Below are 23,011 nucleotides of genomic sequence, written 5' to 3'. Positions count from 1 at the left end.
AAGCTTACCACTGCAAGCGACAACAACAAATTGTTAGAAATACGACGACTTAATTTTTTTATCTAAAACAGGCTCAAGCCTATCTCTAAGGAAACAATAAATGGACGTATTAGAGAAAGCACTCTTGGTGGATGAGCTCCAGCATCTCATTGAAGGGCTCAATGATGATAAAACCTCACTATTTGAAATTGCCAAATCAAAACAACGAATTAAAGATATTTGTGCATCTTGTGACGATCCTACTTTTCAGGATCAAATCACGCCTTTTAAGGCCTATATTCAAAATGAAGAGTTCTCAACGGACGAATTGAGCAATCACGGTTATGCCATGACCTATCGTGGTACTTATAACTTTATGGGACGCGTAGAGAATGCTTTATTCGCCTCTGCGGATATGGGATGGGCCGCATTGCGTCAAGCCCAACATTGGCAAGTCTGGGTCATTCGCCCTGCTTTGTCATTTCTTAAAAGCCCTTGGATGAATTCATCTCAAGAGGCATTACAATGGCTAAAAAACCATGCCAGTGAATATATTAAAACAGATCGTGAACTACAACATTTGATTCCTATTTTAGAGCCAATCAATCAGGCATCAACCTCATCATCAAGCTCAAATCAAAGCATTCACACCGATCCCTTATCCTTAATAAAGGAAGAAACGGCTCAGTTTCAGTCACAACTCGACGCGATTATTCAAGAGAAGATTCAACCTGTCCCAGCCCAAAAAACAACAGCTGTGAAAGCGAACTTTAAACAGACCACAGCGACATCTAGCAATCTAAATAAAGCGAAACCCGTTGCATTAAATGATTTTAATTTAGACGGATTGGTCTGCCGCTTAGAGCGTGTGAATGCGCGTACCTTCCCCTCGTTATATCGTGTTGACTTACACAATGAGATTGATCAAAACATCAAAATTGATTGGTTATATTTAAAAGCTGAAAATGAAGTTCAGCCAGTGTGGGAATCCGCACAAATTTTCATTGCGGAACAACTCTATGCACAAGGTCAATTTTCACATTATGTAGTACTGATTGGTACACATAGCGTCGAGTATGCCATTTCAGTCCTGCAGTCCTATACAAACCCACTGCATACCCAAACCAGCTCGATCCACCAAACCTATTGGAGCAACTTTAAACAACATTATCATCAACACGAAAGTTTGTTTAATGAATGCATCATGAATGGAACATTGATCTGGCAACGTGATCAACGTGTTTATCCATATATCCCAGCTTCATTTGTGAATACGCAAAAATTTATTCCATTTGAAGAAACCTCGGCAACTTTTTTGACTCCTGTGATTTTATTAAGAGAGCGTCATAAAATTCGTGTGATTCACGGTACAGAACGGACTAAGCTCTCCAATGAAGATCAAGCTTATCCCTATCTATTATTGGATCGTGCCGATGGTTATACCTGGCAGTTGATTCGTCAAGCCATTAGCCGCTTACCCCAACCGATTTCGGTACATGACTTATATCAAGCATTGGAAAACAGCGCACTATCAGAATCTAGCTAAGATTGTATTCAATACATAAAAAGTATGCATTTCTATCATCTGTATTGCGATATCTCAGTCGCATTTCAGATGATAAATTTTGAGTGAACTAAGTCATTCTGATCACTTGTCTTTTACACGATTAAATTGCAGTTTTTTGTGATTATTACTTGATTTTATGGGTTGAATCATCAAGAGTTAAAAGCAAGAACAATACATAAGTTTGCACCATGACAATTTCCCAAAGAACGGTATCATTTCATCTCTTTTATACAGTATTCGCCCTGTCATGCGGATTCGTGAATATAGCAAATGCCACTGAAGCAACGACTCAGCCACAGCAACCAAACAACAATACGCAAACATCGAATGGTAAAAACACTGAGAGCGTTTTGAACTACATTCCCAAGTGGGTCGATGCAACACCAACTATTCTTCCTGAACAATCCAGTCAACCTGTGGTTCCTCCCGTTTCGGAAACAGAAGAAAGAACCTGGGTTGACCGTAAACAGCGTGACGTCAGAGAATGGGCCGATCGCACCTCAGTTAAAATTGATAATTGGTTTGGCGAGGTTGATCCAGAAAAGCCAGCTTCTGCCACCATTCGGTTGATGCTAGACAATTATTGGAATGAATATGATAACTATGAAGTAAAACCACGTATACGCGGTAAAATTAAACTGCCGACACTGGAAAAACGGCTCAGCTTGGTGTTTGGTGATGATTCACTCGACGATGAATTTGATAATCATATTTCCAGCACCAATCAGCAGCCAAACCAAGATCCTGATAAAAGATTCGATTCTAAACAAACGCGTGATAACAATGGCTCAGTTGCTCTACGCTTCTCAGATCTCTCCAAAAAATTGCCTGTTGAAACTGATGCTGATATTGGTTTGCGTTCAGGCAGCGATGTTTATCTTCGTTTAAGGGCGAAAAAGAAATGGGAATTAAATAATGACTTTAGGTTCAATGCTGAACAGATTTATCGTTATGGCAGCCGAAGTGAAAATTATCTTCGCACTAATTTAGAACTTATCCATGCTCGTCCCAATCAACCCTTCTTATCAAATCAGCTCAGCCTAACCTATGCAGATAAACAGGATGATGATTTACGCTGGGACAATCGAACCTTCCGTGAACATCAGTTTTTTGCACACAATCGTTTTAATTATGGCATCTATACAGGTGGTTATTACAACGACAATGACTTGCGTTTGAACAGCTGGGGACCTTTTGTCTCATGGCGACAACCACTGTGGCGTGAATGGTTTTATGTACAAGGTGATCTCAATTATTTTAATGATCATCGTGAAGACAGAGACCACTATGTCAGCACCTTCCTTCGTCTTGAGACATTATTCTAGGTTTGATGGAATTTTCAGCGCAACTGTGGATAACTTAAATGTTATCCATAGACATAAAAAAACTCTGCCGAAGCAGAGTTTTTTTATGAAAAGCATTTATTTCAATAACAAGCTATTAATGCGTTTTACATACGCCGCAGGATCTTCTGGTAAACCGCCTTCAGCAATCACCGCCTGATCAAAAATCACATTGGCGAGATCATCAAACTGTGCAGAGCTCTCTAATTTCTTCACTAAAGGATGTTCAGGGTTAATTTCCAGTGTCGGCTTAATCTCCGGAACCGCCTGACCTGCTTGTTTTAGCATACGAATTAGTTGTGGAGAAAGCTCACCTTCACTGGTCACCAAACATGCTGGAGAATCGACTAGACGTGTCGTGACACGAACTTCCTTAGTTTTGTCTTTTAACGATGTCGTTAAACGATCCACAACAGGTTTGAATTGTTCAGCCGCTTGTTCAAGGGCTTTCTTCTCTTCTGCATCCTGTAGATCACCTAAGTCCACCGCACCTTTAGAAACGTTCTGTAATGGGGTACCATCGAACTCAAATACAAAGTTCATCGCCCATTCATCAACACGGTCTGCCATGAGCAAGACTTCTATGCCTTTTTTCTTGAACAGTTCAAGTTGCGGCGAATTTTTCGCTGCTGTTAAACTATCAGCCGTCACGTAATAGATGGCTTTCTGTCCGTCTTGCATACGCGATTTATAATCAGCCAAAGACGTTGAGACTTCATCATTATTGGATGTCGCATAACGCAACAATTTCAAGATACGATCACGATTCCCAGTATCTTCACCCAAGCCTTCTTTCAGTACCGAACCAAATTCAGCATAGAACGTTTTAAACTTCTCTTGATCTTTCTCATCTTCCGATTTCGCTAAACCATCAAGCAAAGTGAGAATACGACGAGCATTGCCTTCGCGAATAGTTTTAACATCACGGCTTTCTTGTAGTAATTCACGGCTGACATTGAGTGGTAAATCAGCACTATCTACGACACCTTGTACAAAACGTAAATAATTTGGAATCAGATTATCCGCTTCATCCATGATGAAGACACGTTTGACATAAAGCTTGATGCCTGCTTTGGCTTCACGGGTAAATAAATCTTGTTTTGCCTGACTTGGGATATAAAGCAACTGGGTATATTCAGTACTGCCTTCCACACGGTTATGTGCCCATGCTAAAGGTTCGGCAAAATCATGGCTAAGGTTCTTATAGAATTCAATATATTGCTCCTCGCTGATTTCACTCTTACTGCGTGTCCATAAGGCACTGGCTGAGTTAATCGCCTCCCACTCATCTGTCTTGACCATTTGACCGCCTTTCGGTTCTTCACCCTCAGCGACTTCTTCCTCTTGCCATACTTCTTTTTGCATTTGAATCGGCAAGCTAATATGGTCAGAATACTTATTGATAATTTGTTTAACTTTCCACGATTCTAAATAATCGAGCGCATCATCACGTAGGTGCAGGATAATATCTGTACCACGCGTAGCCTTGTCGATTGTTTGAACTTCAAACTCCCCAGTTCCACCACTGATCCAACGGACACCTTCAGCAGCGTCTAAACCCGCACGACGAGATTCAACCGTAATCTTATCAGCAACAATAAAACCTGAATAAAAACCAACACCAAACTGCCCAATCAATTGCGCATCAGATTTTTGATCTCCTGTCAGCTTAGACATGAAGTCTTTAGTTCCTGACTTGGCGATCGTTCCTAAGTTATCAATCGCTTCTTGTTGAGTTAAACCAATCCCATTATCCGAAATCGTCAAGGTTTTATGCGTTTTATCTAAAGTGACACGAACCCGTAAATCTGAATCATTTTCATAATATTCAGGATGATTGATTCCCTCAAAACGTAACTTATCACATGCATCAGAAGCATTTGAGATCAATTCACGAAGGAAAATTTCAGGGTTGGAATAGAGAGAATGCGTCACTAAATGCAATAACTGAGCAACTTCAGCTTGGAAACTATAATTTTGTGATGCTTGTTCACTCATAAATCACTCCTTATCTGTGAGGCTTATTCAATTAGACTGATTTATGAATGGTGTATAACTGCGTTTTTTCAATACCCCAATTTTAATTTTTTTATCATTAAAAGAATTCAACCTTAAAATTAGAATGGTCCTTGACTCAACACACGCACTTGCAAAAGTTGATCAAGTTGTTGTTGCCGTCGTAAATATGCATCTTCAATACAAGAGGTATTGGCACCACAAGCATTGCGTTGTTTCAACCACCGAGATTGTTTAGCCTTTTCAGCATCACGTCCACCCATAGGTAACGCATGCAAAATAATTTGGTAAGTCGTTGCAAGCTTCACATCCGCATCGTTTAGTCTCCGCTCATTACAGATTCGTTGCTCAATCTTTAGCTTGGCAGCTTGACAAGAGAAACTTGCTGCATGCGTATTTGAGAGGTACAGCATCGACATCAAAAACAACGCAAAATAAAGGATCGATTGCTTCATGTTTTTCTCTGGATTAGCTTTATTTTTCCAGCATACAAAACCTCATACTTTCAATCTGTATTTCTTTGATACTTAAATTGCAAAAAACCCCACAAATCTGTGAGGTTGTTTTAACTCATTTCATTTAAAACTTATAACTATAGCCAAGGGTATATACCATCGGGTTAATATCCAAATCTGTCAACTTTGTACCATTAAGTTTTACTTCTGGTTTTAATTGAGCATAACGGGCATCAAAGAAAACACCCCAGTTTTTTGCATCAGCAGGTTGAAAGGTAAAACCTAACTGCCCCGCAAAACCGAAGTCATCTTTCACTTTTATTTTTTCGTCTGATAAAGGACCTACTGCTTTCTCATCCCAAGCTAAAAATGCTGTACCGCCGACCCCAATATAAGGCGTAAAAGCAGTGGCGTTTCTAAAGTTATATTTCGCAGTAATCGTTGGCGGTAAGTGTTTGAGCTTAACCACTTTAGTGCCATCTAGAGAAACATCATGTGATATCGGTGTTGCGAGCAATAACTCCGCTGAAAAAGGTGTATCTCCAAAGAAATATTCGACCGATGGCGTAAATGCAAACTCATAATCTGCTTTTAAAGTACCCACGCCAGCAACTGTTGTTTCATCTGTTGGTGCAATCACACTCGCTCCAACTTTAACCTGCAAACCACCAGCAAAAACAGTTGAAGACATCCCCAATAAAGTAACAAGCAATAATTTCTTAAACATTAAAATGACCTCTTTAATAAAAATTTAACCGTGCTATTAATAATAATCATGAGTTTTTATTTTATGCAATATATATTAATTCCGAGCAATTTGATTATATTTTTAAACTGCTGATTAACAACAATATAAGTTTGTAAATATATGTAACAGCCGACAAAACCAACTCAAACACTCAACTTAAACTTATGAAAACCAAGTATTTTTGTCTGAATTATTAGAATAATACCCAATCAAAAAATTAGATTTAAAAATCAAATTCTGTAGTTTAATTTAAAAATTAAATATCGTTAAGAATACAGACAACTTCACACAAATGACAATAAGTGTCATCTTACAACCTTATTTTTTAAATTAACACTTAAACTTATATTGTTTATAATAGTCACAATTGAAATTATTAATTAGAAATAAAAAAAATTAATTTTAATATAATTTTACCTTTTATTATTTCTTAATATTAAAAATGGCTCTAAATAGAGCCATTTTTTTATTAGAGCACCATCGCAGCGATCCAGCCAAAGACAATCAATGGAATATTAAAATGGAGGAATGTTGGAACCACTGTATCTCGCATATGGTCATGTTGACCATCCAAATTTAAGCCAGATGTCGGACCTAGGGTCGAATCTGATGCAGGAGAACCCGCATCCCCCAATGCCGCAGCCGTACCAATCAGTGCAATCGTCGCCATCGGACTAAAACCAAATTGCAGACATAAAGGTACATAAATAATCGCGAGAATCGGTACAGTGGAAAATGAAGAACCGATCCCTAAAGTAATCAACAAACCGACCAAGAGCATCACCAATGCAGCAAGCGCCTTACTGTCTCCAATCCAACCCGCCGTTGCTTTGACTAAATCTGGGACTTGGTTGGTTGCTTCAATCACAGCAGCAAAACCTTGTGCAGCAATCATTGTAAAACCAACCAATGCCATCATCCGCATACCACTGACGATGACATCATCTGCTTCTTTCCACTTAAAAATACCCGCACAACTTAATATTGCAACACCCACTAAACCTGCAACGATCATCGAATCCGAATAAAGCTGCACCACAATTGTTGCAATAATCGCAAAGGCCGCCATCCATAAAGTAAAGGTGGCAATTTGAGGTGCTTGTTGCTGTTGAGCCATCTCTCCGACAATGCTACGTGTCACGTTATGTAATGGTTTATCTTCATAAACACGCGGCTTGCGATAACTTATAAATACTGCGACCAACAGCCCGAGAAACATCCCTCCAACCGGAATCATCATCGCATAAGGAATCTGTTCATTACGAATCTGTAGACCATAGCTTTGACCAAAATGATTAATGTTATGTGCAAGGATATCATTCAAGAAAATTGCACCGAATCCCATCGGTAAGAACATATAAGTCGCAACTAAACCGAATGTGAGTACGCTCGCAATCGCTCGACGATCTAGGTTCAAATGATTAAATACATTCAATAAAGGTGGAATTAAAACAGGGATAAATGCGATATGTACTGGAATAACATTTTGCGAAGCAATCGCGGCTAATCCGATGGTAATAAAAATGAGAAACTTCACCTGCTTTTGAGCTCGAATATCGGTGTCATTTTTAAGAATTTTAACGAGTTTATAGGCCAATAAATCAGGTAAACCCGAGCGTGCCAAGGCTAAAGCAAAGGCACCTAATACCCCATAAGCAAGTGCGATTTTCGCACCACCACCTAGACCATTATTAAATGCATCCAATGTACCTTGTAAGCCTAAACCAGCCAGTAAACCGCCTGTCAAAGCTCCAATCACCAAGGAAAAGACCACAGGAACTCGACCCAAGGAAAGGCCGAACATGACAGCAACCGCAGCAATAATTGCAAACATAACTTTGAACTAAATGAAACGAGGGCGCCATTTTAGCAGAGTTTAAATTCAGCGATTGCCATCACGTGATTTTTATTTATGCATTTTTCACGATAAATTGACGAATATAATCCGCAATTTTTTCTGGTTGGCTCAACACCGCCCAATGGTTCGCATCCAACTCAACATACTCAAAGTTCTCAACCCATTTCGGCATAGATTCCGTAATATATTCAGGGCTAACAAACGCATCTCTTTTTAAGACAACTGCCTGTACAGGGCATTGAGCATAGCGTTGGCGCGGTTGAGTTAAAGATGGAATAAAATTAGCACGGTAAAGATTAATCCCATATTTACCATCTGCCACAATATTTGCATTCAAAGGTAAATCTTGCTTTTTCTCTAGGCCGCTTAACACCTTGCCCCACTTCTCAGGACTAAACAAGGTCCATACCGTTGGTGCAAGTAGAGGTAAATGAAATGCACCAATGTACCAAGATTTGGTCAACATTTTTAAGACATGACTTGGTGCCGATTTAAATTTCTCGCGTAAATATAAAGATGCATGATCCAGACACGGACCAGAAATCGTCGTATAAGAGAGTAAACGACCTTTCAGTTTTGGCTCAGTCGCTGATTCCCATGACTGTAAAGAACCCCAATCATGAGCTGCCATATGAAAACTACGATTTGGTAAGACTTGATCAACCACTTCCTGTAAATCTAATGATAAACGCGGTAAACGATAGTCCTTTATGCGTTTTGGAATCGAAGATAAGCCTGCACCACGCACATCGTAGGTCACCACGTAATAGTCATTGATTAATTTTTCAATAATAGGTTCCCATACCTCTTGATTGTCGGGATAACCATGTACCAATACCAATGCTGGTTTTTTTTCATCACCCCATGTTTTTACACAAAGCGTTTGATGATCAGAGGTTGTTACAGTTTCTACTTGTACTTGCATAATTATTTCCCATTTTGTTTTCAATCGGCTTGGTCGTGCAATCAGCCATTGCCAGCGATACTATAAAAATGATACTTATGCAGTATGAATTGAGTTGTAAGAAAAAAAATTGACCATGAAAAGCTTTTTCAAAAAAATTCGAACCATTCCTGCAGTTGCTAAATTTATGATCAACCACTACTCGCCGTATCGTGGTGCAGGAATCGTAATTGAAACCATTGCTCTAGAGGATTATCACATTCGAGTCAAAATGCCACTCACACGAAAAAATCGTAATATTGTGGGCACGCATTTTGGCGGTAGTTTATATTCAATGGTTGATCCTTTTTATATGCTGATCCTGATGCATCATTTAGGTCATAAATATATTGTTTGGGATAAAAGCGCCACTATTCATTTTATCTCTCCTGGTCGCAATACCGTATATGCGGATATTCAATTGAGTGCTAATGAAATTGCAGAAATTAAGCAATTGACTGAAAATCATGAACCCGTGTTACGCCACTACACCTTAAATATCGTCGATGACGCAGGTACACGTATCGCGGAAGTCGAAAAAGTTTTATATATCCGTCGTAAAAAGCCGAAAGCGACATCGAAATAAACAGATTTAAAATAAAAATGCCTGCACTTTATCGCTTGCAGGCATTTTTATTTGTATCATTCAGAAACGGTTGAAAGCTTTAAAAACTATTTCTTTTCTTGGATTGCTGCACCAGCACCACCACCGATCGCGCCACCAATCGCAGCACCAGAATCACCACCAAAAATTGCTTTGCCGACGACCGAACCAATACCTGCACCAACTGCACTACTGGTTGTTGTCTTGCTACTACCACCTTGGGTATTCGCACCCACACCAGCACCCGCTGCCGCACCGACACCAGCACCTAGACCGCCGCCAACATGATTACCGACACCACCGCCTACAGCACCACCTAATGCGGCCGCACCAATACGCTGATCGGATGCACTCATATTTTGACAGCCTGTGAACATAACCGTAGACAACATTACAACTGAAACTAAACCGATTGTTTTTTTCATGATCCTACTCTTTCCTTTATCTACATATAAAAAGCATAGCCTGCTTTTATGAGGATTTTGATCACATTGTGTTATCACAATGTCCGAATCGATTGATGTTTTGTAACGCACTATCCACTTTTCAACACTGGTTTAGTAAGACCATACAACTAGGCTAGATATTCACCTACTAAAAAAGCCCTTATCATTGATAAAGGCCATCTTTAATTTTTCCTTTTTTATTTCTTAGTACTTACCTTTTTTCTCACCATAAGCAGCTCCAGCACTACCGCCAAGCGCTCCACCTGTCGCAGCACCAGCTTCCCCTCCTAATACAGCACCGCCAAGCCACGCACCGACACCAGCACCAATCGCACTGTTTCGGGTATTTTTACTATTAGCGCCCTTCGCATTCGCAGCAACGCCCGCGCCTACAGCAGCGCCGATACCAGCACCAAGGTTACCACCCACATGTTTACCTACAGCACCACCTGCACCACCACCAATGGCAGCTGAACCAATACGTTTACTTTCTGGGCTTGCATTCTGGCAACCAACAAAAAGGGTTGTTGACATTAGACCAACACCAGCAATCATCATCATTTTTTTCATTGGAACTACTCCTCTCTTTCTACGCAATAAGATAGTAATGTTTCATGAAGTATCTATTCAGATCTGGTAATGAAACATTAACGCTCTAAGGTGTTTTTGTAATGCTTTACTCTCATTTTCTTCACAAAAAAAGACACCCGAAGGTGTCTTTTTCTCAGTCAGTATGAACTTAGAATTGATCTGAGTTCAACGCTTGGCTAAATGCTTGGTCAACTTCACTAAAGTCGTTGTGAAGTTCCAATTCAGCAGCTTCAGCTTCTTGACGACGACGTTCTAAGTGATACGCAAGACCAGTACCAGCTGGGATCAAACGACCCACAACCACGTTTTCTTTCAAGCCACGTAAGTCATCTTCTTTGCCCGTTACAGCCGCTTCAGTTAACACGCGTGTTGTTTCCTGGAACGATGCAGCAGAAATGAATGAGTCAGTAGAAAGCGATGCTTTTGTGATACCCATCAACTGACGTTCAAACTTCGCAGAGAATTTATTCTGAGCAGCAACAGCTTGGTTTTCTTGAACAACGCGGATGTAATCCACTTGTTCACCTTTGATGAAGCTAGTATCGCCACCTTCAGTGATATCAACTTTACGCAACATTTGACGTACAATCACTTCAATGTGCTTATCGTTGATTTTTACACCTTGGAGACGATATACATCTTGAACTTCGTTCACGATGTAATTGGTCAATGCAACTTCACCTTTCAAACGTAAGATGTCATGCGGGTTCTGTGGACCATCAGAAATCGTTTCGCCACGATTGACATGTTCACCTTCGAACACGTTAATGGTACGCCATTTCGGAATAAGTTCTTCGTAAATCTCAGAACCATCATCTGGTGTAATCACTAAACGGTTCTTACCCTTGGTCTCTTTACCAAAGCTTACAACACCTGACACTTCAGCCAAGATTGCATGTTCTTTCGGTTTACGTGCTTCGAACAAGTCAGCTACACGTGGAAGACCACCGGTAATATCACGCGTACGTGAAGTTTCTTGTGGTACACGACCAAGTACATCACCCACACCAATCGTTGCACCGTCACGAACGGTTACAATGGTATTTTGCGGTAAGAAGTAGAACTGTTCGCCACCATCAGTTGTATCCAACACAATCGCAGGACGTAAATCTTTACCAGAAGCAGGACGTGCTGTCACTGGCAAGATTTCAACAGTCGTCATACCTGTTGCATCATCTGTTTTAGAGGTTGCAGTCACACCATCAGCAATTTGGCTGAAACGTGCTTTACCAGCAACTTCGGTCACAAGTGGATGTGTATGTGGATCCCAAGTCGCTACGATACCACCAGCCTCAACAGACTCGCCATCTTTCAACAAGATGCTCGCACCGTAAGGAAGTTTATAACGCTCACGCTCACGACCTAAGTCATCCGCAATACCAATTTCACCTGAACGTGAAACTGAAACAAGGTGACCTTTGTTGTGTTCGACTGTTTTCACATTGTGGAAACGTACCGTACCTTTATTACGTACTTGAACGCTGTTTGCAGCAGAAGTTCGGCTTGCAGCACCACCAACGTGGAAGGTACGCATCGTTAACTGTGTACCTGGCTCACCAATTGACTGTGCAGCCATTACACCCACAGATTCACCTGGGTTCACCAAGTGACCACGTGCAAGATCACGACCATAACAACGCGCACATACACCGAAGCTAGATTCACACGCAATCACTGAACGTACTTTAACTTCATCCACACCCGCTTCTTCAAGCTGAGCTGCGATTTTCTCGTCAATGAGCGTTCCACGCGGTAATACAACTTCGTCATCCGATGCACGACGCACATCTTCAGCAGTTACACGACCCAATACGCGATCACGTAATGGCTCAATGACATCACCACCTTGAATGAATGGCGTCATAACTAAACCGCCAGCTGTACCGCAATCAGGCTCGGTAATTACCAAGTCTTGTGCAACATCGACCAAACGACGAGTCAAGTAACCCGAGTTTGCTGTTTTCAATGCTGTATCGGCCAAACCTTTACGCGCACCATGTGTTGAAATGAAGTACTGAAGTACCGTCAAACCTTCACGGAAGTTTGCTTTAATCGGTGTTTCAATGATCGAACCATCTGGTTTCGCCATCAAACCACGCATACCAGCAAGCTGACGAATCTGCGCCGCACTACCACGGGCACCAGAGTCAGACATCATATAAATTGAGTTAAATGATTTCTGCTTCTCATCAACACCGTCACGGTTTTTAACCGTAACAAAAGACAAGTTGTCCATCATTGCTTTCGCAACTTGGTCATTGGTACGTGCCCAAATATCGACAACTTTGTTATAACGTTCGCCCGCTGTTACGAAACCTTGCTCAAACTGTTGTTCGATTTCGCGAACTTCTGTTTCAGCCTTATCGATAATCGTATACTTGGTTGATGGAATCAGCATGTCTTCCATACCTACAGATACACCTGAGCGCGTCGCTTGACGGAAGCCCAAATACATCAATTGGTCAGCAAAGATAACAGTATCTTTTAAGCCCAATTTACGGTAGCAAGAGTTGATTAACTTAGAGATGTTTTTCTTGGTCATCTCAAGGTTAATAGATTCAAAGCTTAAACCTTGTGGAACAACTTCCCACAATAAGCAACGACCAGGCGTAGTATCAACAATAATGGTTTGCTGTTCACGTTGACCATTTTCATCAATAACAGTTTGGTGTACACGTACTTTTACGCGTGCATGAATTGCAACCTGACCAGTTGCCAACGCACGGTTAACTTCGTGTGTATCCGCAAACACCATACCTTCACCTTTGGCATTTACCGCATCACGTGTGATGTAGTAAAGACCCAATACAACGTCCTGAGAAGGAACGATGATCGGCTCGCCGTTTGCAGGTGACAAGATGTTGTTGGTTGACATCATCAATGCACGTGCTTCTAACTGTGCTTCAAGTGTCAACGGAACGTGGACCGCCATTTGGTCACCATCGAAGTCGGCGTTAAACGCAGCACAGACGAGTGGGTGTAAACGGATCGCTTTACCTTCAATTAAGATCGGTTCAAATGCTTGAAGACCTAAACGGTGAAGCGTTGGTGCACGGTTCAACATCACTGGATGTTGACGAATCACAGATGCAAGTACGTCCCAAACTTCTGGTGTCTCACGCTCAACCATTTTCTTCGCAGCTTTAATGGTTGTTGCCTGACCAGATGCTTGTAATTTTGCGAAAATAAACGGCTTGAATAATTCAAGTGCCATTTTCTTCGGAAGACCACATTGGTGAAGACGTAAAGTAGGACCAACAGTAATAACCGAACGACCAGAATAGTCAACACGCTTACCAAGTAAGTTCTGACGGAAACGACCTTGTTTACCTTTGATCATATCAGCCAAAGATTTCAATGGACGTTTGTTCGAACCAGTGATTGCACGACCACGACGACCGTTGTCTAACAACGCATCGACAGACTCTTGCAACATACGTTTTTCGTTACGTACGATAATGTCTGGTGCAGATAGATCAAGCAGACGCTTCAAACGGTTGTTACGGTTAATCACACGACGATAAAGATCATTCAAGTCAGACGTCGCAAAACGACCACCTTCAAGTGGTACAAGTGGACGAAGATCTGGCGGAAGTACTGGAAGTACTGTCAACACCATCCATTCTGGCTTGTTGTTTGAGTCTTTGAAAGCTTCCATCAACTTCAAACGCTTAGACGCTTTTTTAAGTTTCGTCTCAGACGTTGTTTGAGGAATTTCTTCACGCAAACGCGCAATTTCAGCTTCAAGATCGATATCTTTCAATAGATCTTGGATTGCTTCTGCACCCATTTTTGCGGTGAATTCATCGCCATGTTCTTCAAGCGCATTGAAGTATTCTTCGTCTGTTAAAAGTTGATACTTTTCAAACGGAGTCATCCCTGGATCTGTCACAACATATGATTCGAAATACAATACGCGTTCGATATCACGTAATGTCATATCAAGTAACAAACCAATACGGCTTGGTAATGATTTTAAGAACCAAATATGCGCAACTGGAGATGCAAGGTCAATGTGACCCATACGCTCACGACGAACTTTAGCAGTCGTAACCTCAACGCCACATTTTTCACAAATGACGCCTTTATATTTCATACGCTTGTATTTACCACACAAGCATTCGTAATCTTTAACTGGACCAAAGATTTTGGCACAGAACAAACCGTCACGTTCAGGTTTAAAAGTACGGTAATTAATGGTTTCTGGTTTTTTTACTTCACCGTGAGACCATGACTTAATCATTTCTGGTGACGCAAGACCAATACGGATACGATCAAATTCAACAGGTGCATGACCTTCAGAATCCGTTTTCTTACGCATGATATCGAGCAAGTCTTTCAATTTTTTTCTCCGTGTGTCAGGGAGCTAAGCTCGCCCAACTGGGTCACAAATATTGTTTTTAACTGATTAATCCTCCCACTTCCCTTTTTGATAAAGAGAGGTGGGAGGATTCAATGGAGATGTTTAGTCACCATTTTTCAGTTCAATGTTGATACCTAAAGAACGGATCTCTTTGGTCAATACGTTGAACGATTCAGGCATACCCGGATCCATATAATGGTTACCATCTACAATATTCTTATAGATGCGGGTACGACCTTCGACGTCATCCGATTTCACAGTAAGCATTTCTTGGAGTGTATATGCTGCACCATATGCTTCAAGTGCCCAAACTTCCATCTCACCAAAACGCTGACCACCGAATTGTGCTTTACCACCAAGCGGCTGCTGTGTCACAAGCGAGTAAGAACCTGTTGAACGCGCATGCATTTTGTCATCAACCAAGTGGTTCAATTTGAGCATATACATGTAACCCACAGTTACAGGACGGTCAAACTGTTCACCTGTACGGCCATCAAACAAAGTCTGTTGACCAGAACGCGGCAATTCAGCAAGTTCAAGCAATTCTTTAATTTGATTTTCTTCAGCACCATCAAACACTGGTGTTGCTAAAGGAACACCTGCACGTAAGTTACCTGCAAGCTTCAACACTTCTTCATCAGTTAAGCTATCAAGATCTTCTTGCTCGCCACCAACTTTGTTGTAAATCTTATCGAGGAACAAACGAAGTTCAGCAACTGTACGTTGTTGTTGCAGCATCTTATCAATCTGCTCACCCAAACCTTTTGCTGCCAAGCCCAAATGGGTTTCAAGAATCTGACCCACGTTCATACGCGACGGTACACCCAATGGGTTCAATACGATGTCAACTGGTACACCGTTGGCATCATGTGGCATATCTTCAACAGGTAAGATGTTAGAGACAACACCCTTGTTCCCGTGACGACCCGCCATCTTATCACCCGGTTGGATACGACGTTTCACTGCAAGGTAAACCTTAACAACTTTTAATACACCCGTTGTTAATTCATCACCTGTAGAGAGTTTGCGTTTCTTCTCGGCGAATTTCTCATCAATTTCGATACTCTTCTCTTTCAAGAATACCTGAATTTGAGTTAAACGTTCAGCGATTGCTTCATCTGTAGGTTGGATTTCTAACAAATCAACTAGCTCTAAACCAGACAACATATCTTCTGCAAGTTTATCGCCACGCTTCGTTGTGCCGCCACCATTAGACTCTTTGCCTTTCAACAAGCGAACAATACGTTCACGTGCTGCTTCTTCAAAGATTTTGTACTCTTCTTTCAAATCTTTACGATAAGCATCAAGTTGTGCTTTTTCGATTGCTTGCGCACGATCATCTTTTTCCAATCCATCACGCGTGAAGACTTGAACATCAATCACTGTACCTTTAGTACCAGATGGAACACGTAAAGATGAATCTTTTACGTCAGCTGCTTTTTCACCAAAGATGGCACGAAGTAATTTTTCTTCAGGTGTTAACTGTGTTTCACCTTTAGGAGTTACTTTACCAACAAGGATGTCACCAGCAGTGACTTCAGCACCGATATAAACAATACCCGACTCATCCAACTTAGAAAGCGCTGCTTCACCTACGTTAGGAATATCGGCAGTAATTTCTTCTGCACCTAACTTGGTATCACGTGCAACACATGACAATTCTTGGATATGAATCGAAGTTAAACGGTCTTCTTGAAGCACACGCTCAGAAAGTAAGATCGAGTCTTCGTAGTTATAACCGTTCCATGTCATGAATGCGACGCGCATGTTTTGACCAAGCGCAAGTTCACCCATATCAGTCGATGGACCATCAGCCAAGATATCACCACGCGCAACTTTGTCGCCCATGTTCACGATAACATTTTGGTTGATACAAGTATTTTGGTTCGAACGGGTGTATTTGATGAGGTTGTAAATGTCTACACCTGCTTCACCAGCAATCATTTCATCTTCGTTTACACGAATAACGATACGCGATGCATCAACATACTCGATCGCACCACCACGGCCTGCGATGACACATACACCAGAGTCACGCGCTACGTTCGCTTCCATTCCAGTACCAACGAGCGGCTTGTCCGCACGCAAAGTAGGAACAGCCTGACGTTGCATGTTTGAACCCATCAATGCACGGTTCGCATCATCGTGTTCAAGGAACGGAATCAATGACGCTGCAACAGAAACAACTTGCTGTGCAGAAACATCCATATGGGTGACGCGTTCAGGTGACATACGTACGAATTCACCTTGATGACGTACAGAAACCATCTCTTCCGTCAAAGCACCTTCTTTATCAATTGCCGAATCGGCCTGTGCAATAACAGTACCCACTTCTTCAATTGCAGATAAATACTCAACCTCATCCGTAACACGACCATCAACAACTTTACGGTACGGTGTTTCCAAGAAACCAAAGTTGTTTGTTTTTGCATATACAGAAAGCGAGTTGATCAAACCAATGTTTGGACCTTCAGGCGTTTCAATTGGACATACACGACCATAATGGGTTTGATGTACGTCACGAACTTCAAAGCCTGCACGTTCACGTGTTAAACCACCAGGCCCAAGCGCTGATACACGACGTTTGTGTGTAATTTCAGATAATGGGTTGTTTTGGTCCATGAACTGAGACAATTGGCTTGAACCAAAAAACTCTTTGATGGCAGCAGCAACTGGCTTAGCGTTGATTAAATCCTGTGGAGACAAGTTATCAGCTTCAGCTTGGCTCAAACGCTCTTTAACAGCACGCTCAACACGTACCAAACCAACACGGAATTGGTTTTCTGTCATTTCACCAACAGAACGTACACGACGGTTACCTAAGTGATCGATATCGTCGACTTCACCTTTACCGTTACGAATTTCAACCAAGGTACGTAACACATCGATAATATCTTCGTGCGATAAAATGCCTTCAACTTCACGAGACTTTTGATCAGTACCGACTTCGTATGGACGACCCAAACGACGGTTAAACTTCATACGACCAACAGGAGACAAGTCATAACGTTCAGAAGAGAAGAATAAGTTATTAAATAAATTATCTGCAGCTTCTTTCGTCGGCGGCTCACCTGGACGCATTACTTTATAGATTTCAACAAGTGCTTCTTCGCGACCCGTTGTGGTATCTGCACGCAACGTATCAGCAATAAAAGAACCACGATCGATATCATTCGTGAATAGGATATTAAATTGCTTAACACCACCTTCAGCTAACTTCACCATCACTTCATGGCTCAGCAAGGTATTTGCAGCAATCACTTCACCATCTTTTAATGGAATATCTTCAGCAGTGATACGCTCGTATAAATATTCATCAGGTACAGAAAGCTTGGCTAAGTTAGCAGCTTCCATTTGACGTACGTGACGCGCATTAATACGTTTACCTTGCTCAACAATCACTTTACCGTCATTGTCTGCAATATCAAACTGCGCCATTTCCCCACGCAAGCGATCTGGAATAAGGTCAATTTGATAGCTACCCATATCAAGATATACAGGTACTTTTTCGTAGAACAAATTCAAAATTTGCGCATTGGTATAATTTAAGGCACGTAAAATAACAGTCGCCAACAATTTACGACGACGGTCAATACGCACAAATACAAGATCTTTTGCGTCAAATTCAAAGTCTAACCATGAACCACGGTAAGGGATAATACGTGCTGAGTACAACACTTTACCACTTGAGTGGGTTTTACCCTTGTCATGGTCAAAGAATACACCTGGCGAACGGTGTAACTGAGATACGATTACACGCTCAGTACCATTGATAACGAAAGTACCGTTATCTGTCATGAGTGGCATTTCACCCATGTACACTTCTTGCTCACGAACGTCTTTAATTGATTTCGTTTCACGATCTTTAATGATCAAACGAATTTTTACGCGCATTGGTGCTGCATAAGTCGAACCACGTAAAATACATTCACGCACGTCAAACTCAGGCTTACCAAGACTATACTCAACAAATTCTAAAGCAGCATTGCCAGAATAACTTTCAATAGGAAAAACTGAACGAAATGCGGCTTGGAGACCGATATCTTCGCGGTTCTTTGGAGTTTTGCCACCTTGTAAAAACGTACGGTACGAATCGACTTGAATCGAAAGTAAGTACGGTGCTTCCATCACTTGGGGCAATTTACCAAAATTCTTACGGATCCGTTTCTTTTCGGTATATGAGTATGCCATCTGGAGTCCTCGGGAAGTAAACTAAGCCCGCCTGCAGAACGGGCCTAGAAGGATTACGCAGGCCGATATGGCCACCACTGTTTACAAATGCTGCAATTTTTAGTGGTATTAAAACGCTTAACAATATTTTTATAAGCAAAAAACATTGTTAAGCGTTTGATATTAGTCTTTTTATTGCAAAAAACCGCACATTACATGCGAAACTAACAAAAAACGAGCCGATTATTGTAACGCAAAAAGGCTGATGACCCAAGAGCCATCAGCCATTTTTTGGAGCCGATTATCAAAAAAACCGACTCCCTACAGCATTACTTAAGTGTAACTGTAGCGCCAGCAGCTTCAAGCTTAGTCTTAAGCTCTTCGCCTTCTTCTTTAGAAACGCCTTCTTTAAGAACTGCAGGAGCGCCTTCAACAAGATCTTTTGCTTCTTTAAGACCAAGACCAGTCGCTTCACGTACAGCTTTAATTACCGCAACTTTGTTAGCACCGAAAGAAGTCAACTCAACGTTGAATTCAGTTTGCTCTTCAACAGCAGCAGCAGCAGGACCAGCAGCTACAGCAACAGCAGCAGCAGATACGTTGAATTTTTCTTCGAAAGCAGAAATAAGTTCAACAAGTTCAAGAACAGTTTTTTCAGCAACTGCGTTTAAGATTTCTTCGTTTGTTAAAGCCATGAGAGTAACTCCAAATGGGTATTGAGTGGTGTGAAAGTAGATTTAAACTTAAGCAGCTTCTGACTCGTTTTTCTCTTGAAGCGCTGTAAGTAAGCGACCCAATTTCGAAATAGGAGCTTGAAGAACAGAGGCAAGCATAGTAAGCGCTTTTTCTTGGTTCGGAAGATTTGCGATAACGCTAACGTCTGCACCTTGATAAACTTTGCCGTCAAATGCAGCAGCCTTTAATTCAAATGCTTTATTAGTTTTAGCGAATTCTTCGAACAAGCGTGCAGCTGCACCCATATCGTCTTCAGAAGTTGAGAATGCTAAGATTGTTGGACCAACAAGGTCATCATTCAAGATAGCGAATTGTGTATCTTGAAGAGCACGTTTAGCCAAAGTATTACGTACAACACGTGTAGCAACACCTAGTTTACGAGCTTCAACACGAAGAGCAGTTAATTGCTCAACTGTTAAACCTTGATAGTCAGCAACAACGGCAGCGAACGCTGTAGAAGCAATTTCACTTACTTCAGCAACGATCTGTTTTTTGTCTTCGATAAGAAGAGCCATTGTAAAACCTCCTAACGGTGATTTATGCACTCATATGAGTGCACTCCCAATTCGTAAATCTTATTCAGACTTACACGCGGAGGAGGAACAAATCACACCACCGCGTCTACTCAGACTGGATTTTTAAGAAGAATATTCGAAAATATTCCTCGCCTGAGGTCTTTGACGCTGATAAATATTCATTTATCAATTCAAAGTTTGCTTAGATTTTCTCAAAGAGAGAATCTAAGGCTTTAAAATTCTTTTCTAAATTATTTAGAAATGTTGCTTACGTCAACAATAAGACCAGGACCCATAGTAGAGCTCAAAGTGATCTTTTTAACGTATACGCCTTTAGAGGTCGCAGGTTTTAACTTTTTCAAGTCTGCAATCAAAGCTTCAACGTTTTGACGTACAGCTTCTTCGCTAAAACCAAGTTGACCGATCGCAGCATGGATAATACCCGCTTTGTCGACACGGTAACGTGCTTGACCAGACTTAGCATTCTTAACCGCATTAGCAACATCAGGAGTTACTGTACCCACTTTAGGGTTTGGCATTAAGCCACGTGGACCAAGAATCGTACCAAGCTTACCTACAACACGCATAGCGTCAGGTGCAGCGATAACAACATCAAAGTTAAGATTACCTTTCTGAATACTTTCAGCTAAGTCTTCAAAACCAACGATGTCAGCGCCTTCAGCTTTAGCAGCTTCAGCAGCAGCACCTTGTGCAAATACTGCAACACGTACAGTTTTACCAGTACCCGCAGGTAAAGTTGTCGCACCACGAACCACTTGATCAGATTTACGTGGATCAACCCCAAGGTTTACCGCAACATCTAGTGATTCTTTGAACTTAGCAGCTGGAAGGCTGTTGAGAACTTGTACTGCTTCTTCCAAAGTGTAAACTTTGTTTGCTTCTACAGCAGCAGCAATGGCTTTTTGACGTTTAGTTAACTTTGCCATGTCTTATAGCTCCACTTCCAAGCCCATAGAACGTGCAGAACCAGCGATGGTACGAACACGAGCGTCTAAATCAGCACCAGTTAAATCTGGTTCTTTAGTAGTCGCAATTTCTTCTAGTTGAGCACGAGTCAACTTACCCACTTTAGTTTTGTTAGGTACAGCTGAACCCTTTTGAATACCAGCAGCTTTCTTAAGAAGAATAGATGCAGGTGGAGTTTTCATGATGAAAGTGAACGACTTATCGTTGTACACAGTAATCACGACAGGAATCGGCAAACCAACTTCAAGTTTTTGTGTAGCAGCATTGAATTCTTTACAGAATGCCATGATGTTTACACCACGTTGACCTAAAGCAGGACCAATTGGTGGAGATGGATTTGCTTTACCAGCTGGGACTTGCAGCTTGATATAGCCGTCAATCTTCTTAGCCATTAAAAATTACCTCTGGGTACAAACGCCGTTAGGCTCCCCAAAAATCAAGTAACGCCAAAGCATTACAACAACAATGCCCGATAAAATCGGGCGCTTTCTAACCAACTCAAATTAAACTGTTTTTTCGACTTGGCGAAACTCTAGCTCAACCTGAGTAGGTCGATTAAATACATTAATCGTCAACGTTAAACGCGACTTTTCGTATTGTACTTCCTCCACGACCCCTTTAAAGTCAGTGAACGGACCATCAATAACGAGTAATTCTTCACCTGGTTCAAACATCGTCTTCGGACGAGGTGCCTCACCAAGATTACGCACACGAGCAAGAATTGCATCCGCTTCACGTTGTGTGATTGGCGCTGGTTTTTCTGGTGTTCCACCAATAAAACCGAGAACCTTTGGACATTCTTTTACAATGTGCCAAGTATCATCATTCATTTCCATTTCGACTAACACATAGCCAGGAAAGAATTTACGTTCAGACTTGCGCTTCTTTCCGTCCTTCATTTCCACTACTTCTTCAGTAGGAACAAGAACTTCACCAAAGCTATCAGCTACTGTGCTACGTTGAATTCGTTCATTAAGTGAACGCATTACTTGTTTTTCAAAACCTGAATAGGCATGAATAATATACCAACGTTTCATTGCGCTCTTACCCGATAATTAACTTAATAAACCAGCCTAACCCGTAATCAAAACACCACAATACGATTGCTGTTACAATTACTACCAAAAGCACTTGCCACGAAGTCGTGATCGTCTCTTGTTTTGTCGGCCAAGCCACTCGACGCAGTTCTATTCGCGCATCTTGCAATAAACGCACAAAGCCCTTACCTTGATGGGTGGCGTATAATAAACCTAAAGCGACGACGATACAAGCCAAAATTACCCCGATGCGCACCCAAATATCATTTGCGGGTGCCCAATGGGCTGGCAAATACTGATTTACCATTGCTGAACCGATCAATAGAGCTAGGGCCATCAACCATAAGACAACATCTAATGGAGAACCCGAGCGCACAACTTCTGCAGCATTATTTCTTTGGGGAATTGGCGCGTCGCTTAATGCGTCACGCGATTTATCATTCGACATTTTTTTACTCGTCGTAGAATTCGCGACTTATTATATGACAACTTAGCCAGAATCAAGCTTATTTATTTAAAAAAAGTGGCAGGTCAGGAGGGACTCGAACCCCCAACATTCGGTTTTGGAGACCGACGCTCTACCAATTGAACTACTGACCTATTATGCAAATCGAAAGCCGAAGCTTCCGATTTGAATCTCATATTGTATTATGC

Annotated in this window: 18 protein-coding genes and 1 tRNA gene; 3 read left to right on the top strand and 16 right to left on the bottom strand. The window is 41.5% G+C overall.

What is annotated here, in order from left to right; genetic code table 11:
- Positions 1 to 100 precede the first annotated feature (100 nt).
- Positions 101 to 1,525 carry a hypothetical protein gene (locus EXE30_RS07395; RefSeq protein WP_130161853.1) on the top strand — a complete coding sequence of 475 codons (1,425 nt, stop codon included), beginning with the start codon at positions 101 to 103 and terminating at the stop codon, positions 1,523 to 1,525.
- Positions 1,526 to 1,734: 209 nt separating this feature from the next.
- A complete protein-coding gene (locus EXE30_RS07390) occupies positions 1,735 to 2,871 on the top strand; it encodes a hypothetical protein (RefSeq protein ID WP_130161852.1) in 1,137 nt (378 codons plus the stop codon).
- Positions 2,872 to 2,967: 96 nt separating this feature from the next.
- On the opposite strand, the gene htpG is transcribed toward EXE30_RS07390, so the two are convergent.
- From htpG to EXE30_RS07365, 5 genes are all read right to left on the bottom strand, one after another.
- Positions 2,968 to 4,887 carry a molecular chaperone HtpG gene (gene htpG, locus EXE30_RS07385; protein WP_130161851.1) on the bottom strand — a complete coding sequence of 640 codons (1,920 nt, stop codon included), beginning with the start codon at positions 4,885 to 4,887 and terminating at the stop codon, positions 2,968 to 2,970.
- Positions 4,888 to 5,006: 119 nt separating this feature from the next.
- Positions 5,007 to 5,360 (bottom strand): lysozyme inhibitor LprI family protein, encoded by a 354-nt coding sequence (locus EXE30_RS07380; RefSeq protein ID WP_130161850.1) that lies wholly within the window; start codon positions 5,358 to 5,360, stop codon positions 5,007 to 5,009.
- 124 nt (positions 5,361 to 5,484) lie between these two features.
- Positions 5,485 to 6,087, bottom strand: a complete 603-nt coding sequence (locus tag EXE30_RS07375; protein ID WP_130161849.1) for an OmpW/AlkL family protein — start codon at positions 6,085 to 6,087, stop codon at positions 5,485 to 5,487.
- A gap of 490 nt (positions 6,088 to 6,577) precedes the next feature.
- Positions 6,578 to 7,942: a Na+/H+ antiporter family protein gene (locus tag EXE30_RS07370; protein WP_130161848.1), complete on the bottom strand. Its 1,365-nt coding sequence runs from the start codon at positions 7,940 to 7,942 to the stop codon at positions 6,578 to 6,580.
- A 76-nt stretch (positions 7,943 to 8,018) separates the two neighbouring features.
- Positions 8,019 to 8,897, bottom strand: a complete 879-nt coding sequence (locus EXE30_RS07365; RefSeq protein ID WP_171457345.1) for an alpha/beta fold hydrolase — start codon at positions 8,895 to 8,897, stop codon at positions 8,019 to 8,021.
- Between the two features lie 109 nt (positions 8,898 to 9,006).
- Between EXE30_RS07365 and EXE30_RS07360 the strand changes: the two genes are divergently transcribed.
- The gene (locus tag EXE30_RS07360) at positions 9,007 to 9,495 is read left to right on the top strand and encodes a DUF4442 domain-containing protein (RefSeq protein ID WP_130161846.1); all 489 of its coding nucleotides are present in this window, start codon (positions 9,007 to 9,009) and stop codon (positions 9,493 to 9,495) included.
- 86 nt (positions 9,496 to 9,581) lie between these two features.
- Here the strand turns inward: EXE30_RS07360 and EXE30_RS07355 are convergent, their stop codons facing one another.
- The 11 genes from EXE30_RS07355 to EXE30_RS07305 form a co-directional block, all read right to left on the bottom strand.
- Entirely contained in the window at positions 9,582 to 9,938 is a 357-nt protein-coding gene (locus EXE30_RS07355; RefSeq protein ID WP_130161845.1) for a YMGG-like glycine zipper-containing protein, read from the bottom strand.
- Between the two features lie 225 nt (positions 9,939 to 10,163).
- Positions 10,164 to 10,529, bottom strand: a complete 366-nt coding sequence (locus tag EXE30_RS07350; RefSeq protein WP_130161844.1) for a DNA transfer protein p32 — start codon at positions 10,527 to 10,529, stop codon at positions 10,164 to 10,166.
- A gap of 169 nt (positions 10,530 to 10,698) precedes the next feature.
- Positions 10,699 to 14,892, bottom strand: a complete 4,194-nt coding sequence (rpoC, locus tag EXE30_RS07345; RefSeq protein WP_130161843.1) for a DNA-directed RNA polymerase subunit beta' — start codon at positions 14,890 to 14,892, stop codon at positions 10,699 to 10,701.
- A 123-nt stretch (positions 14,893 to 15,015) separates the two neighbouring features.
- Positions 15,016 to 19,104, bottom strand: a complete 4,089-nt coding sequence (gene rpoB, locus EXE30_RS07340) for a DNA-directed RNA polymerase subunit beta (protein ID WP_130161842.1) — start codon at positions 19,102 to 19,104, stop codon at positions 15,016 to 15,018.
- Positions 19,105 to 19,412: 308 nt separating this feature from the next.
- The gene (gene rplL / locus EXE30_RS07335; protein WP_130161841.1) at positions 19,413 to 19,778 is read right to left on the bottom strand and encodes a 50S ribosomal protein L7/L12; all 366 of its coding nucleotides are present in this window, start codon (positions 19,776 to 19,778) and stop codon (positions 19,413 to 19,415) included.
- 48 nt (positions 19,779 to 19,826) lie between these two features.
- A complete protein-coding gene (gene rplJ, locus EXE30_RS07330) occupies positions 19,827 to 20,333 on the bottom strand; it encodes a 50S ribosomal protein L10 (RefSeq protein WP_130161840.1) in 507 nt (168 codons plus the stop codon).
- A 251-nt stretch (positions 20,334 to 20,584) separates the two neighbouring features.
- Positions 20,585 to 21,280 carry a 50S ribosomal protein L1 gene (rplA, locus tag EXE30_RS07325; protein ID WP_130161839.1) on the bottom strand — a complete coding sequence of 232 codons (696 nt, stop codon included), beginning with the start codon at positions 21,278 to 21,280 and terminating at the stop codon, positions 20,585 to 20,587.
- A 3-nt stretch (positions 21,281 to 21,283) separates the two neighbouring features.
- Positions 21,284 to 21,712: a 50S ribosomal protein L11 gene (gene rplK, locus EXE30_RS07320; protein ID WP_004668262.1), complete on the bottom strand. Its 429-nt coding sequence runs from the start codon at positions 21,710 to 21,712 to the stop codon at positions 21,284 to 21,286.
- A 111-nt stretch (positions 21,713 to 21,823) separates the two neighbouring features.
- Positions 21,824 to 22,357: a transcription termination/antitermination protein NusG gene (gene nusG, locus EXE30_RS07315; RefSeq protein WP_130161838.1), complete on the bottom strand. Its 534-nt coding sequence runs from the start codon at positions 22,355 to 22,357 to the stop codon at positions 21,824 to 21,826.
- A gap of 7 nt (positions 22,358 to 22,364) precedes the next feature.
- On the bottom strand, positions 22,365 to 22,805 hold the full coding sequence (gene secE, locus EXE30_RS07310; RefSeq protein ID WP_130161837.1) for a preprotein translocase subunit SecE: 441 nt from the start codon (positions 22,803 to 22,805) through the stop codon (positions 22,365 to 22,367).
- A 76-nt stretch (positions 22,806 to 22,881) separates the two neighbouring features.
- Positions 22,882 to 22,957: transfer RNA gene (locus EXE30_RS07305), tRNA-Trp, on the bottom strand.
- Between the last annotated feature and the right edge of the window lie 54 nt (positions 22,958 to 23,011).

The sequence above is a fragment of the Acinetobacter halotolerans genome (genome assembly GCF_004208515.1).
GTDB lineage: Bacteria > Pseudomonadota > Gammaproteobacteria > Pseudomonadales > Moraxellaceae > Acinetobacter > Acinetobacter halotolerans.
The sequence above is the reverse complement of the archived record's forward strand: the minus strand, read 5'-3'. Positions and strand labels throughout refer to the sequence as shown.